The 14323-nt window shown below is 73.6% G+C and carries 18 protein-coding genes; 12 read left to right on the top strand and 6 right to left on the bottom strand.

The features are described from left to right. Window positions 1-40 precede the first annotated feature (40 nt). The 7 genes from ABZ883_RS15710 (at window position 41) to ABZ883_RS15740 (ending at window position 6585) form a co-directional block, all read left to right on the top strand. Window positions 41-1123, top strand: a complete 1083-nt coding sequence (locus ABZ883_RS15710; protein ID WP_360906182.1) for a ParA family protein — start codon at window positions 41-43, stop codon at window positions 1121-1123. Next, the gene (locus tag ABZ883_RS15715; RefSeq protein ID WP_360906183.1) at window positions 1108-1755 is read left to right on the top strand and encodes a hypothetical protein; all 648 of its coding nucleotides are present in this window, start codon (window positions 1108-1110) and stop codon (window positions 1753-1755) included. Before ABZ883_RS15710 ends, ABZ883_RS15715 begins: the two co-directional genes overlap by 16 nt. Before the next feature lie 60 nt (window positions 1756-1815). Then, entirely contained in the window at window positions 1816-2973 is a 1158-nt protein-coding gene (locus ABZ883_RS15720; RefSeq protein WP_360906184.1) for a segregation/condensation protein A, read from the top strand. Then, window positions 2966-3625: an SMC-Scp complex subunit ScpB gene (scpB, locus tag ABZ883_RS15725; RefSeq protein ID WP_360906185.1), complete on the top strand. Its 660-nt coding sequence runs from the start codon at window positions 2966-2968 to the stop codon at window positions 3623-3625. The genes ABZ883_RS15720 and scpB overlap by 8 nt, the downstream gene beginning before the upstream one ends. Beyond that, window positions 3625-4692 (top strand): pseudouridine synthase, encoded by a 1068-nt coding sequence (locus ABZ883_RS15730; protein WP_360906186.1) that lies wholly within the window; start codon window positions 3625-3627, stop codon window positions 4690-4692. Before scpB ends, ABZ883_RS15730 begins: the two co-directional genes overlap by 1 nt. A 106-nt stretch (window positions 4693-4798) precedes the next feature. Continuing rightward, the gene (locus ABZ883_RS15735; RefSeq protein ID WP_360906187.1) at window positions 4799-5575 is read left to right on the top strand and encodes a nucleotidyltransferase domain-containing protein; all 777 of its coding nucleotides are present in this window, start codon (window positions 4799-4801) and stop codon (window positions 5573-5575) included. Window positions 5576-5595: 20 nt separating this feature from the next. After that, on the top strand, window positions 5596-6585 hold the full coding sequence (locus tag ABZ883_RS15740; protein ID WP_360906486.1) for an ADP-ribosylglycohydrolase family protein: 990 nt from the start codon (window positions 5596-5598) through the stop codon (window positions 6583-6585). Here the strand turns inward: ABZ883_RS15740 and ABZ883_RS15745 are convergent. From ABZ883_RS15745 to ABZ883_RS15765, 5 genes are all read right to left on the bottom strand, one after another. Then, window positions 6544-7254, bottom strand: coding sequence for a nucleotidyltransferase domain-containing protein (locus ABZ883_RS15745; RefSeq protein ID WP_360906188.1), 711 nt, complete (start codon window positions 7252-7254; stop codon window positions 6544-6546). The genes ABZ883_RS15740 and ABZ883_RS15745 overlap by 42 nt on opposite strands. Window positions 7255-7272: 18 nt before the next feature. Then, entirely contained in the window at window positions 7273-7671 is a 399-nt protein-coding gene (locus ABZ883_RS15750) for a Rieske (2Fe-2S) protein (RefSeq protein WP_360906189.1), read from the bottom strand. After that, window positions 7668-8264, bottom strand: a complete 597-nt coding sequence (locus tag ABZ883_RS15755) for a DUF6529 family protein (RefSeq protein WP_360906190.1) — start codon at window positions 8262-8264, stop codon at window positions 7668-7670. The genes ABZ883_RS15750 and ABZ883_RS15755 overlap by 4 nt, the downstream gene beginning before the upstream one ends. Window positions 8265-8331: 67 nt before the next feature. Next, window positions 8332-8991 (bottom strand): hypothetical protein, encoded by a 660-nt coding sequence (locus ABZ883_RS15760; RefSeq protein WP_360906191.1) that lies wholly within the window; start codon window positions 8989-8991, stop codon window positions 8332-8334. A gap of 88 nt (window positions 8992-9079) precedes the next feature. Beyond that, window positions 9080-9442 (bottom strand): DUF952 domain-containing protein, encoded by a 363-nt coding sequence (locus ABZ883_RS15765; RefSeq protein WP_360906192.1) that lies wholly within the window; start codon window positions 9440-9442, stop codon window positions 9080-9082. Between the two features lie 110 nt (window positions 9443-9552). On the opposite strand from ABZ883_RS15765, the gene aroH reads away from it, so the two are divergent. From aroH to der, 5 genes are all read left to right on the top strand, one after another. Next, window positions 9553-9915 (top strand): chorismate mutase, encoded by a 363-nt coding sequence (gene aroH / locus ABZ883_RS15770; RefSeq protein ID WP_360906193.1) that lies wholly within the window; start codon window positions 9553-9555, stop codon window positions 9913-9915. Then, window positions 9912-10997, top strand: a complete 1086-nt coding sequence (locus ABZ883_RS15775) for a prephenate dehydrogenase (protein ID WP_360906194.1) — start codon at window positions 9912-9914, stop codon at window positions 10995-10997. The genes aroH and ABZ883_RS15775 overlap by 4 nt, the downstream gene beginning before the upstream one ends. 146 nt (window positions 10998-11143) lie before the next feature. Further along, window positions 11144-11821, top strand: a complete 678-nt coding sequence (gene cmk, locus ABZ883_RS15780) for a (d)CMP kinase (protein WP_360906488.1) — start codon at window positions 11144-11146, stop codon at window positions 11819-11821. Then, complete coding sequence (locus ABZ883_RS15785; protein ID WP_360906195.1) at window positions 11818-12477, top strand: lysophospholipid acyltransferase family protein; 660 nt, start codon at window positions 11818-11820, stop codon at window positions 12475-12477. The genes cmk and ABZ883_RS15785 overlap by 4 nt, the downstream gene beginning before the upstream one ends. A 75-nt stretch (window positions 12478-12552) precedes the next feature. Further along, window positions 12553-14010, top strand: a complete 1458-nt coding sequence (gene der / locus ABZ883_RS15790) for a ribosome biogenesis GTPase Der (protein WP_360906196.1) — start codon at window positions 12553-12555, stop codon at window positions 14008-14010. A 21-nt stretch (window positions 14011-14031) separates the two neighbouring features. On the opposite strand, the gene ABZ883_RS15795 is transcribed toward der, so the two are convergent. Continuing rightward, window positions 14032-14283, bottom strand: coding sequence for a hypothetical protein (locus ABZ883_RS15795; RefSeq protein WP_360906197.1), 252 nt, complete (start codon window positions 14281-14283; stop codon window positions 14032-14034). Between the last annotated feature and the right edge of the window lie 40 nt (window positions 14284-14323).

A 14323-nucleotide genomic window follows, 5' to 3' on the forward strand; every position in this document is an offset into this window, starting at 1 on the left:
GAATGAGTCGACATTTGCTCCCGGGGGTGGTCAGCCAGGAATGACCGTTCAGGCCGAGGGTTCCGCGAGGCTGGAGGCGGTGGGCTCCGTGGCCGTCCGCACCTTCGAGGCGCGCCGGCCCGGGCAAGGCAACCAAGGCAACGAGGCACGCACCCCGATTCCCATGGCGCACTACGAAGAAGAGCTGCAGGACGGTCAGTTCTACGACCCCGACGCCGAGTACGAGCCCGACCCGGAGTACGCGGCCACCCTCGCGCCCGACGCGGCCCGTCAGCGGCGTGAACGCGTCGGCCCCACCGGCCGCCCGCTGCCGTACTTCCCGATCCCCGGCCCGCTGACCGACCACGGCCCGGCGAAGATCATCGCCATGTGCAACCAGAAGGGCGGCGTCGGCAAGACGACGTCGACCATCAACCTCGGTGCCGCACTGGCCGAATACGGCCGCCGTGTGCTGCTGGTCGACTTCGACCCGCAGGGCGCGCTCTCCGTCGGTCTCGGCGTCAACCCGATGGAACTGGACGTCACGGTCTACAACCTGCTGATGGAGCGCGGGCTCTCGGCCGACGAGGTGCTGCTGAAGACCGCGGTGCCCGGCATGGACCTGCTGCCCAGCAACATCGACCTGTCCGCCGCCGAAGTGCAGTTGGTCAGCGAAGTGGCCCGCGAGTCCTCGCTGCAGCGCGCGCTCAAGCCGCTGCTGCCCGACTACGACTACGTCATCATCGACTGCCAGCCCTCGCTGGGCCTGCTGACCGTCAACGCGCTCACCGCGGCGCACCAGGTGATCGTGCCCCTGGAGTGCGAGTTCTTCGCGCTGCGCGGTGTCGCGCTGCTGACCGAGACCATCGAGAAGGTCAGGGAGCGGCTCAACCCCGAGCTGGAGCTGGACGGCATCCTCGCCACGATGTACGACTCGCGGACCGTGCACAGCCGCGAGGTCCTGGCGCGCGTCGTCGAGGCCTTCGACGACCACGTCTACCACACCGTCATCGGGCGGACCGTGCGCTTCCCGGAGACCACCGTGGCCGGTGAGCCGATCACCACGTACGCGTCCAACTCGGTGGGCGCGGCCGCCTATCGCCAGCTCGCCAGGGAGGTGCTCGCCCGGTGTCACGCCGAGTGAGTCTCCCGGGGGCCGACGAACTGTTCCGGACCACCGGGGGGCGGGGGCTCCAGCCCTCGGCTCCGCGGCAGCACGCCAACGGTGAGACTCCCGGTGACAGCGCGGACCGCCCCCTGAGGCCCGTCCCGGCCCCCGCGGGCCCGTCCGCCGCCGAGGAACCGGAGGCGGCGGAGGAGGCACCGGTACAGGAGTCCGCGGCCCCCGCCGAGGCCGCCGAGCACACCGGTCGGGACGGCGAACCCGCCCCGGCCGCGCGTCCCGTGCCGGAACAGGCCTCCCCGGCCGTCCAGCCGGGCCGCCGCACCCTCCAGCCGCCCGCCGGGTCCCCCGGGCCGGCCTCCCCCTCCGCGGCCGCCCCGCAGCCCGTGCAGCCGGCCCAGCAGCAGCGCCGCAAGTCCGGGCGCGCACCGCGCCGGCCCAGCGGCCGCGAGCGCCACGACGAGAAGATCACGGTCTATGTCTCCGCCGAGGAGCTGATGGACCTCGAGCACGCCCGCCTCGTCCTGCGCGGCGAGCACGGCCTCGCCGTGGACCGGGGCCGCATCGTCCGGGAGGCCGTCGCCGTCGTCCTCGCCGACCTGGAGTCCCGCGGCGACGCGAGCATCCTCGTCCGCCGCCTCCGCGGCCGCTGACGCCTCCGGCGCGATACGGTGCCGTCCTCCGCACGGCTCCGCAGCACGACCTGGACCTGAATGCCCTCCGACGACTCCGTCAGCTCCTCCCGCTCCCGCCGCCTCCTGGGCCGCGGTCCCGGCACGGCACCGCCGCCCCCGGACGCGGAGCCGCCGGCGCCCGCGACCCCGGCGGCCCCCGGCGCCGCCGACACGGACGGACCGGCCCTCCTCGCGCCGGCCGCCGAACCTCCCGCGGAGCCCGTGGAGCCGTCCGTCGTCCTCCCGGCCCCCGCCGAGGCCCCTGAGGCCGTCCCTGAGGCCCCCGCCGCCGTACCCGCGCCCGTCGCGCCCACCGCCGTCCCGGAAGCGCCCCACGAGGCGCCGGACGCCCCCGAGGGCGCGCCCGCGGCCGCGGGGGAGGGGGACGGGAAGTTCACCGTGCGGCTGGCGAACTTCGAGGGCCCCTTCGACCTGCTGCTCCAGCTGATCTCGAAGCACAAGCTGGACGTGACCGAGGTCGCGCTGTCGAAGGTCACGGACGAGTTCATGGCGCACATCCGCGCCATGGGGCCGGACTGGGACCTGGACCAGACCACTGAGTTCCTGGTGGTAGCCGCGACGCTGCTGGACCTGAAGGCGGCACGACTGCTGCCCGCCGCGGAGGTCGAGGACGAGGAGGACCTGGCGCTGCTGGAGGCGCGGGACCTGCTGTTCGCGCGGCTGCTCCAGTACCGCGCGTACAAGCGGATCGCGGCGATCTTCGCGGACCGCCTGGAGGCGGAGGCCCTGTACTACCCCCGGACCGTGGGACTGGAGCCGCACCACGCGGAACTGCTCCCCGAGGTGGTGCTGAGCATCGGCCCGGAGCGCTTCGCGCAGCTCGCCGTCAAGGCGATGCAGCCCAAGCCGAAGCCGCAGGTGTACGTGGACCACATCCACGCGCCGCTGGTGAGCGTGCGGGAGCAGGCCGAGCACGTGATCGCCCTGCTGCGCGAACGCGGGGAGGCCAGTTTCCGCGAGCTGACCTTCGACGCGCCGGACACGCTGACGGTCGTCGCCCGCTTCCTGGCCCTGCTGGAGCTGTACCGCGAGAAGGCGGTCGCACTGGACCAGGAGGAGGCCCTGGGGGAACTCCAGGTCCGCTGGACGGGCGGCGAGAGCGCGCCGGAGCAGCCGCTCGTCACCGATGAATTCGACCAGGACCCCGCGGCGAGGAAGGACGGGAAGGATGACTGACGGATCCGCGGAGGGGACCGCCCCCGGGGAGCGCGCCGGGGAGCCGCCCGCCGGGCTGCTCACGACCGCCGACCTGGAGCTGCGCCCCGCGCTGGAGGCGGTCCTGATGGTCGTGGACGAGCCGGCGACCGAGGAGGCCCTCGCCAAGGTGCTGGACCGCCCGCGCCGCGAGGTCGCCGCCGCGCTGCGCGAGCTGGCCGAGGAGTACACCGCCCAGAACCGCGGCTTCGACCTGCGGCTCGTCGCCGGTGGCTGGCGTTTCTACACCCGGCCCGCCTTCGCGCCGGCCGTGGAGAAGTTCGTCCTGGACGGCCAGCAGGCCCGGTTGACGCAGGCCGCGCTGGAGACCCTGGCGGTCGTCGCCTACCGCCAGCCGGTGTCCCGTTCGCGGGTCTCGGCGGTGCGCGGCGTCAACTGCGACGGTGTGATGCGCACCCTGCTGCAGCGGGGTCTGGTCGAAGAGTGTGGGACGGAACCCGAGACAGGTGCGATCCTGTACAGGACGACGAACTACTTCCTGGAGCGAATGGGCCTGCGCGGCCTGGACGAGTTGCCCGAGCTCGCGCCCTTCCTCCCGGAGGCGGACGCCGTCGAGGCGGACTCCCTGGAGGGCGTCCCCTCATTCGACCCGGACTCGACGACGGAAACTTGATGCGAAGCAGTAGCGGCAGCGGCAGGAACAGCGGTGGCAACCGGAACAACCGGGGCGCCGGTGGTGGTACGCCCGGGTCGAGGTCCGGCGGTGAGCGCGACGACCAGCAGAAGCGCCCGCGCCGGCCCCGTCCCGAGGAGCGCCGCTACGACGTCGGCGCCGATGCTCCCGGCGCAGCCGGGAAGGGCAGGGGCGGCGCCGGCCGGCCCGGCGGTGCCTCCGGCAAGCCCCGCAAGTCCGTCCCGGCGCGTCCGCGGGAGCTCGACGCGCAGATCGAGGAGCGCAACCGGGCGCGGCACGACAAGCCCAAGCTGAACCTGCCCAAGACCTTCCCCGGCGCCGAGCAGGAGGGCGAGCGGCTGCAGAAGGTGCTGGCCAGGGCGGGCATGGGCTCGCGCCGCGCGTGCGAGGAGCTGATCGCGCAGCGCAGGGTCGAGGTCAACGGCGAGATCGTCACCGAGCAGGGCCTGCGCGTGGACCCGGACCGGGACGAGGTGCGTGTCGACGGACTGACCGTGGCGACGCAGTCGTACCTGTTCTTCGCCCTGAACAAGCCGGCCGGCGTCGTCTCCACGATGGAGGACCCGGACGGCCGCCAGTGCCTCGGCGACTACGTCACCAACCGTGAGACCCGGCTCTTCCACGTCGGGCGGCTGGACACCGAGACCGAGGGCATCATCCTGCTCACCAACCACGGCGAGCTGGCCCACCGCCTCACCCACCCGCGCTACGGCGTGCAGAAGACGTACCTCGCCGCGATCAACGGTGTGCTGCCGCGGGACATCGGCAAGCGCCTCAAGGACGGCATCGAGCTGGAGGACGGCTGGGCCCGCGCCGACAACTTCCGCGTCGTGCAGCAGACCGGCAAGAACTACCTCGTCGAGGTGACCCTGCACGAGGGCCGCAAGCACATCGTGCGCCGCATGCTGGCCGAGGCCGGCTTCCCGGTGGACAAGCTGGTGCGCACCGGCTTCGGCCCGATCGCGCTCGGCGACCAGAAGTCCGGCTGGCTGCGGCGGCTGACCAACACCGAGGTCGGCATGCTCATGCGCGAGGTCGATCTCTGATCCCGGTGGCCGGTCGTGGGTGCGCGGGAGACGGGCAGGTCTTCTGATCGACTTCTCATCCCATAAAGACTTTCCCGCAGGCCCCACCTGCGGGAAGGATGGGGCGATGACCATCCACGCCGAGCGGCTGCGCGAAGCCGGGCTCCCCGAACTCACCCCGGTGATCGCCCGGCAGGGGCACCGGCTGCTGTTCGCCACCGTCTCGGGGGCGCACCTGTACGGCTTCCCCTCCGACGACTCGGACGTGGACGTACGCGGCGTCCACCTCCTGCCGCTGCCCGAACTCATCGGGCTGCGGGAGGGGGAGGAGACCCAGACCCGGATGTGGGAGCAGGACGGCCTCGAACTCGACCTGGTCACCCACGACCTGCTGAAGTTCGCGCGCCTGATGCTGCGCCGCAACGGCTATGTGCTGGAGCAGCTGCTGTCCCCGCTGGTGGTGCACACCAGCGGGGTCCACGCCCAGTTGGTCGACCTCGCGCCGGGCGTCGTCACGCACCGGCACGCGCACCACTACCGCGGCTTCGCCCGCACCCAGTGGGAGCTGTACGAGAAGACCGGCGAACTCAAGCCGCTGCTCTACACGTTCCGCGTCCTGCTCACCGGCATCCACCTCATGCGCACCGGCACCGTCGAGGCCCATCTGCCGACCCTGCTGGACCTCCAGGCCGCGCCGGGGTACGTCCGCGACCTCATCCGGGACAAGGCGCACGCCGAGCACGGCCTGGCCATGGACCTCGACCCGCGCCGCGTGCGCGCCGACGTCGAGGCGCTCCAGGCGGCCCTGGACGAGGCCGAGCAGGCCTCTCGGCTGCCCGCGGAGCCGACCGCGTACGACGCGCTGCACGACCTGGTGGTCCGCACCCGGCTGGCGGCGGCGTGAGGCGGCCGGCCGCCGGCGCGATGGCCGGACTCGCCATCGGCGACGCGCTCGGCTTCCCGACCGAGTTCAACGACGTCCCCTCGATCCTCGCCAAGTGCGGCCCGTGGCGCGCCATGGAGCTGCCGCGCCCCGCCGTCGTCACCGACGACACGCAGATGACGCTCGCCTTCGGGCGCGGCCTGCGCACCGCCATGGACCGCGGCCCGCTCACACCGTCCCGGCTCGCCCGGCCGGTGCGGGAGGAGTACGTCGACTGGTACCACTCGCCCGACAACAACCGCGCCCCCGGCCGCACCTGCCTGGTCGCCTGCGAGAAGCTGAACCACCCGGACCGGCGCTGGCAGGAGGCCAGCCAGACCGGCTCCAAGGGCTGCGGGGCCAACATGCGCGTCGCCCCCGCGGGACTCGTCCCCGGGCTGAGGCCCGGCGACCGGGCCGGCGTCGCGCAGTTGCAGGCCGCGCTGACCCACGGACACCCCACGGCGCTGGCGGCGAGCGACCTGACCGCGTACGCCGTGCACGTCCTCGCGCAGGGCGCGGCGCCCGCCGAACTGCCCGCTCGCTTGCGGGCGTACGCGCACGAGAACCGCGGGACCTACCACGAGTGGTGGCTCGGCGACCTGTGGCGGTTCGCGCACGACCACAGCCCCGACGACTTCGTCCGCCGCGGCTGGGACGAGTGCCTGGAGGTCCTGGACCGCCTGGACGCGGCGCTCGCCGCGCCCGACCGGGAGGCGGACCCGTGCCTGGCCACCGGGGCGGGCTGGATCGCCGAGGAGGCGCTGGCGACCGGGCTGCTGTGCTTCCTGCTCTTCCCGGACGAGCCGCTGATGGCGGTGCGCCGGGCCGCGTGCACCTCCGGGGACTCCGACTCGATCGCCTGCCTCACGGGGGCGTTCGCGGGCGCCCACCTCGGCCTGGCGGCGTGGCCCGGGGAGTGGGTGGCGCGGATCGAGTACCGCGAGGAGCTACTGGCCCTCGGTGACCTCTGGGACGGCGGCACCGGCTGACGCCCGGCGGACGCGCACGAGGAAGTCCTCGACGCGCGCGCGGTCCGGTCCGGCCGGGAGCGGGGAACGGGTCGCGGCGGCCGCCGTCTCCTCGTGGAGCCGGTTCATCCACGCCTCCGCCTCCGGCCAGGGGACCTCGCCGCGCTTGACGTCCAGCAGGCGGGTCCGCAAGTCACCGACGTCGACGCGCAGTTCACCGGTGCGCAGCAGGTCGCGTGCGGAGACCAGCAGGCGCAGCAGATGCATCACGTGCTTCCAGCGCGGTGCGCCGTGGTTGCGCAGATCCCCCTCCAGCTTCGCGCGCTGGCCCATGGCGTAGCGGGTGAAGGTCTCGTGGACCTGCCGGGACAGGAAGGCGCCGCGCAGCTCCAGCAGTTCCCGGCCGGTGGCGTCGGCGTGCTCGACGAGCGGGGAGTGCAGGCACTCCAGGATGTTGGGGTTGGCGCGCAGGGCCAGTTCGCAGAAGCGCTCCAGCTCCCAGGAGAACTGCTCCGGCGCGGGGCCGTCCACGTGCGTCGGGGGCTTGGCGAAGCGCCAGAACAGCGCGGTGGGCGCGACGAAGACCCCGCGGCGGTCGGTGTCGCTGCCGTCGGTCGCCAGGCCGAAGGCCCGCGAGCCCATGACGCAGGCGTAGACGGTGTGGTGGCGTACGAGGTCGTGGTCGCGCATGGGGCGCGATCGTACGCGTCAGGCGAGCCGGACCTCACCGGATTTCACGGTGACCGGCCGCGGCTCCAGCGGCCGGGGGGCCGGCCCGGCGGCCACCGAGGCGTCGGCGACCTTGAACTTGCTGCCGTGGCAGGGGCAGTTGATCGTGCCGCCGGAGACGTCCTTCACCACGCAGCCCTGGTGCGTGCAGACCGCGGAGAATGCCTTGAACTCGCCGGCGGCCGGCTGCGTCACCACGATCCTCCGGTCGGCGAGGACCGTGCCGCCGCCGACCGGAACCGCGTCGGCCCGCACCAGGACCTCGCCCGCGCCCGCCGCCGGCGGCGACCCGGCGGCCCCGGCCGGCGGGTTCTCGTCGCCGTACTTGGCGCACCCCGCGAGCGCCGCCAGGGACAGCAGCAGCGCACGCCGCCTCATGTCGTGATCCCGTTGGTGCGGAAGAACCACAGGGCGGAGGTCAGCCACAGCACGGTCAGCACGGTGAAGACCAGCCCGCCGACGACCGGGAGCAGCCACCCCGGCAGCCTTTCGGCGCGCAGCAGCAGCATCTTGGCGCTGAAGGCGCCGAAGAAGAAGCAGCCCAGCAGCGAGTGCCACAGCACCCGGGGGCTGTAGGTCTGGTAGCCCAGCGCGTACAGGCAGTGCACCGCGACCGGCACCGACAGCAGGAAGGCGATCCGCCCCGACCAGCGGTGCAGCGCCCCGGTCCAGGACGGCGCGCGCAGCCCCGGCAGCTTGCCGTACATCGCCAGCGCGGAGACGAGCTGGACGAGGGCGAAGGCGAAGGCCGAGGTGGCGAGCCACGACTTGACCGCCCCCGTGCCGGAGAAGCCCGCGAGGTTGAAGGCGGTGCCCGCGGGGTCGTGCAGCCTGCCGTACGCGCCCAGCCCGACGCCCACCGCGGCGGCGGTGAGGGCGGGCACGAGGTACACGGCGGCGGCGCGCAGACCGCCGCCGCGCGGCGGCGGCACCGGGAAGGACGTGGTGGCGGCGTTCGGGTCCACGCTCATGGGACGCTCCTGCTCCTGCCTGCGGGACGAACACATGGGGACGAACACATCGGGGACGGCCGGACGGTCAGGGGATGGGCAGTGCGGTGAGCCGTTCGCCGTCGACGGTCACCGCGCCGGACCCGGTGTCGATGGGAGGCGCGGCGGACGGCTCGCCGTCGCGCGAGACGATCCCGATCTGCGCGCCGCCCTGGAGCACGATCCAGCCGCCGACGACCCTGGCGCCGCGCACCGAGGCCGTCGTCCGGTACAGGCCGGACGGCTTGACCGCCTTGCGCGCCTCGAAGGGCTGCCGCAGGCCGGTCAGTTCGACGTCGCCGCTGATGGTGGTGGAGCGCAGGGTGCCCTCCAAGCGGGCTCCATGGTCGCCGGTCAGCCGCAGGGTGCCGTCGTCCCCGACGTCGCCGCGCAGCCACGCCTCCTTGGTGCGGCCGTCGCAGACGTAGGCGATCGCCTTGCCCTTGCGCAGGGCGAGGGCGACGCTCGCCGCGCCGTCGGCGGTGCGGCCGGCGTAGTCGGCGTCGGGCGGGGCGCCGCGCGTCGAGGGGGCCGGCGAGGGCGGTGCCGTCGGCGGCAGCGACGGCGAGGGCGCGGAAGAGGCCGAAGGCGCCGAGGAGGGGGCGGGCGCAGAGGAGGCCACGTCCCCCGTGGTCGCGTTGAGCGACAGCATGATCAGCGCCAGGGCCAGCCCGGCGAGGAGCGTGTAGAGCGGTCCGGAACGCTGCATGTCCGCCTCCCCCGGGGCCGTGCGGCCCGGGCACCATGGAAGCGGACTCCCCGCCCCGCGTCCAGGGCGTATTCGGACATAACGGCGCCTACGACCACACCGCGAGCGCCACCGCCCGGCCGTCACCGTCCCGGCGCACCTCCAGCATCCCGGCCACCGCGCTGCGGTTGATGCGCCCGTACACGTGCGGGAAGCGGGTCTCCGGCGGGACGCCGGGCGGCGGCACCGGTTCGGCCTCCTCCCACAGCACGCGGGCCTCCAGCGCCCGCTCGTCGATCAGCAGCACCATCAGCGGGCCAGGCGTGCGCCGGTAGAAGGCGTCGGCGACCGCGAGGGTCACGTCCTCGTCGGGCGAGCAGTGGACGAAGCCGTCCTCGGCGAGCGACGAGGGGGCGTACGGCCGGTCCGGGTCGCGCAGCCAGTCGTCCAGGGGAACGAGGTGGTAGATCATGCCCAAGTTGTACCGCGCCCGTCTCGCGGGACGGGCGTGTCCGCCGCGTCCGGGCCGCCGCGACTACGCTGACCAGGTACGTGCGGGGCGAGGACACAGGGAGCAGGGACGTGGCGGTACGAGCGGTCCGCGGAGCCGTGCAGTTGGAGCGGGACGACGCGGAGCACATGCACGGACAGGTGGCGGAACTGCTCACCGCGATCCTGGAACGCAACGCCATCGCGGTGGACGACCTGATCAGTGTCTGGTTCACGGCCACCCCCGATCTGCACAGCGACTTCCCGGCGGTCGCCGCGCGCAAGCTCGGCATCACCGACGTGCCGCTGATCTGCTCCCAGGAGCTCGACATCACCGGCGCGATGCCCCGGGTGGTCCGGATCCTCGCGCACGTCGAGAGCGATCTCACCAAGGGCGAGATCTCCCATGTCTACCTCGGCGCCGCCGCCGCCCTGCGCAAGGACATCGCCCAGTGAGGACCGCCCTCGTCATCGGCACCGGCCTCATCGGCACCTCCGCCGCGCTCGCGCTGGCCGCGCGCGGCGTGGAGGTGCACCTGGAGGACCACGACCCGCGCGCCGCCCGTACCGCCGCCGCCCTCGGGGCGGGCACCGACGAGCCGCCCGCCGGCCGGGTCGACCTGGCGATCGTGGCCGTGCCGCCGGCCCATGTGGCCACGACCGTGGCCGAGGCGCAGCGCCGCGGCCTGGCCCGCGGCTACCTCGACGTCGCCAGCGTCAAGGCCGGGCCGCGCCGCGACCTGGAGGCCCTCGGCTGCGACCTGACGTCGTACATCGGCACCCACCCGATGTCCGGCCGGGAGCGCTCCGGCCCGCTGGCCGCGACCGCGGACCTCTTCGAGGGCCGCCCCTGGGTGCTCACCCCGACCCCGCGGACCGACACCGAGGTCCTGAACCTGGCCCTGGAGCTGGTCGCGCTCTGCCGCGCCGTGCCGGTGGTCATGGACGCCGAGGCGCACGACCGCGCCGTCGCCCTCGTCTCGCACACCCCGCACCTGGTGTCCAACATGGTCGCCGCGCGCCTGCAGAACGCCGAGGACAGCGCGGTGCGGCTGTGCGGCCAGGGCATTCGCGACGTCACCCGCATCGCCGGCTCCGAGCCCGGCATGTGGATCGACATCCTCTCGGCCAACCCGGGGCCGGTCGCCGACGTCCTCGCCGAGATCGCCGCCGACCTGACCGACACCGTGGAGTCGCTCCGGGCGCTGCAGTCCGCCGACGACGCCAAGCGCCGGGCCGGCGCGGGCGGCATCGAGGACCTGCTGCGCCGCGGCAACGCGGGCCAGGCCAAGGTGCCCGGCAAGCACGGCTCCGCGCCCAAGGCCTACGAGGTCGTCGCCGTGCTCATCGGCGACCAGCCGGGCGAGCTGGCCCGCCTCTTCGCCGACGCCGGGCACGCGGGCGTCAACATCGAGGACGTCCGCATCGAGCACTCCACCGGCCAGCAGGCCGGCCTCGTCCAGCTCATGGTCGAGCCCGCGGCCGCCGCCCGGCTGTCCGCCGCCCTCCGCGAGAAGGGGTGGAATCTGCGGGCCTGAGCCCGGGCCCCGCGCGCGTTCCCCATGGCGGGACGGCAAACGTGGTACGGAGCCGAATGGGTGGCCCGGTAACCTTGTGGGGATGGCGTTCGCCAGCAGCACAAGGCTCCGCGTACAAGGAAGGTCCCCCGACTGTGTCGAATCCGGTGATCGTCGCGATCGACGGCCCCTCGGGCACTGGCAAGTCCAGCACTTCGAAGGCGGTCGCGGCCCGGCTCGGGCTGAGCTACCTCGACACCGGTGCCCAGTACCGGGCGATGACCTGGTGGATGCTGAGCAACGGCGTGGACGTCGGCGACGCCGCCGCGGTGGCCACGGCCGCCGAGAAGCCGGTGATCATCTCCGGTACGGATCCGTCCGGGCCGACGATCACGGTGGACGGTATGGACGCCTCGGGCCCGATCCGCACCCAGGAGGTCACCGGCGCGGTCAGCGCCGTGAGCGCGGTGCCCGAGGTGCGCACGCGGCTGGTGGAGCTCCAGCGCTCGGCGGCCACGGGCGCACCGGCCGGCATCGTCGTCGAGGGCCGGGACATCGGCACCACGGTGCTGCCGGACGCCACTCTCAAGGTCTTCCTCACCGCCTCGCCGGAGGCCCGCGCCGCCCGCCGCGGCGGCGAGCTGACGGCCGCCGGCAACGGCGCGGTGGACCTCGCGGCCACCCAGGCCGCCCTCGTCCGCCGGGACGCGGCCGACTCCGGCCGCAAGACCTCCCCGCTGGCCAAGGCGGAGGACGCCGTCGAGGTCGACACCAGCGACCTCACCCTCGACCAGGTGATCGACCGCATCGTCGCCCTGATCGGGGAGAAGCGGGACGCATCGTGACCAGCGCGTCCGGGGTTCCGGGGCCGAAGGGGGTGGCCGTCGGCCGCCGCCTCGGCATCGGGATCATCAACGGCCTGTGGCACCCCCGGGTGCTCGGCGCCTGGCAGGTGCCCGCCTCGGGCCCGGTGATCCTCGCCGTGAACCACGCGCACTACGTGGACGGCCCGGTGCTCATGGGGACCTCCCCGCGCCCGGTGCACTTCCTGATCAAGAAAGAGGCGTTCATCGGGCCGCTGGACCCGTTCCTGCGCGGAATCGGCCAGCTCCCGGTGGACCGGAAAAGCACCGACCGCACCGCCGTGACGGCCGCCCTCGGCGTGCTGGAGCGCGGCGGGGTGCTCGGCATCTTCCCGGAGGGCACCCGGGGCGAGGGCGACTTCGCGGAGCTCCGCGCGGGCCTTGCCTACTTCGCGGTGCGCTCCGGCGCGCCCATAGTGCCGGTCGCGGTGCTCGGCACGACCCGGCCGGGTCGGCTGATCCGCGGCCTGCCGCCGTTCCGCGGCAAGGTGGACATCGTCTTCGGCGAGCCCCTCGAGGCCGGGGACGGCAGCGGACGCCGCACCCGGACCGCGCTCGACGCGGCCACGGAGCGCATCCAGAAGCACCTGACCGCCCATCTGGACCACGCCCGGCGCAGCACGGGCCGCGTGTCGTAGCGCCGGCCTGATCCACACCGGGGCAGACGGCCCCTGCCGGGCCCCGCACATTTGACGATCGACGGAGAAGCTTTCATGGACATCGAGAACGAGTACGGCGAAGTCGGCGCGCTCGGCGACGCCGAGTACGCCGAGTTCATGGAACTCGCCGCCGAGGAGGGCTTCGACCTCGAGGACGTCGCCGGTGACCTGGCGGCGGCGGGCCACGGCCCGCTGCCGGTGCTCGCCGTCGTCGGCCGGCCGAATGTCGGCAAGTCGACTCTGGTGAACCGGATCATCGGCCGCCGCGAGGCGGTCGTCGAGGACCGCCCCGGTGTCACCCGCGACCGCGTCACCTACGAGGCCACCTGGAACGGGCGCCGTTTCAAGGTCGTCGACACCGGCGGCTGGGAGCAGGACGTGCTCGGCATCGACGCGTCCGTCGCGGCGCAGGCCGAGTTCGCGATCGAGGCCGCCGACGCCGTGGTCTTCGTCGTGGACTCCACGGTCGGCGCCACGGACACCGACGAGGCCGTCGTCAAGCTGCTGCGCCGGGCAGGCAAGCCGGTCGTGCTGTGCGCCAACAAGGTCGACGGCCCCTCCGGCGAGGCGGACGCGGCGCTGCTGTGGAACCTGGGCCTCGGCGAGCCCTTCGCGGTCTCCTCGCTGCACGGCCGCGGCACCGGCGACCTGCTGGACGCCATCCTGGAGGCGCTGCCCGAGGCGCCCATGCAGACCTTCGGCAACACGATCGGCGGCCCGCGCCGGGTCGCCCTGATCGGGCGCCCGAATGTCGGCAAGTCGTCCCTGCTCAACAAGGTGGCGGGCGAGGAGCGGGTCGTCGTCAACGAGATGGCCGGCACCACCCGCGACCCGGTCGACGAGCTGATCGAGCTCGGTGGGAAGACCTGGAAGTTCGTGGACACCGCCGGCATCCGCCGCCGGGTCCACCTCCAGGAGGGCGCGGACTACTACGCCTCGCTGCGCACGGCCGCGGCCCTGGAGAAGGCCGAGGTCGCCGTCGTCCTCGTGGACGCGAGCGAGACGCTGGCCGAGCAGGACACCCGGATCATCTCGCTGGCCGTCGAGGCGGGCCGCGCCATCGTCATCGCCTACAACAAGTGGGACATGATGGACGAGGAGCGCCGCTACTACCTGGAGCGCGAGATCGAGAAGGATCTCGTCCAGGTGCAGTGGGCGCCGCGGGTGAACGTCTCCGCCCTGACCGGGCGGCACATGGAGAAGCTCGTCCCCGCCATCGAGACCGCCCTCGCGGGCTGGGAGACCCGGGTCCCCACCGGCCGCCTCAACGCCTTCCTGGGCGAGCTGGTCGCCGCCCACCCCCACCCGATCCGGGGCGGCAAGCAGCCGCGCATCCTCTTCGGCACCCAGGCCGGCACCAAGCCCCCGCGGTTCGTGCTCTTCGCCTCCGGCTTCCTGGAGGCGGGCTACCGCCGCTTCGTCGAGCGGCGGCTGCGCGAGGAGTACGGCTTCGAGGGGACGCCGATCCAGGTGTCGGTCCGGGTCCGCGAGAAGCGCGGCCGCAAGAAGTGACGCCCCGCCCGGGGGCCTGTCTCACAGGCCCCCGAGGCGGTTGTTCGGCAGGCCGGGGGGCAGCGCCGCGGGCTCCGTCAGATGGGTGCGGTGCCGCCCCGCCCGGTAGGCGGCGGACGACGGCAGATGCCGCGGGCCGAAGCCGTTGAACTGCAGTTCCTCCTCACCCGTGCGGTCGCCGGGGAGGGTGCGGAACAACCTTCGGTACTCCGAGTAGAGCGCATCGTAGATCGGCGTGCCCTCGCTCGTGGACGCCTCCTGCGCGGTGCGCATGGGGGGGATCGGGCTGCGGTACGGGGCTCGTGAGGAAGCG

Origin of the sequence: Streptomyces sp. NPDC046977 (assembly GCF_040644455.1) — a bacterium.
Classification (GTDB): Bacteria; Actinomycetota; Actinomycetes; order Streptomycetales; family Streptomycetaceae; genus Actinacidiphila.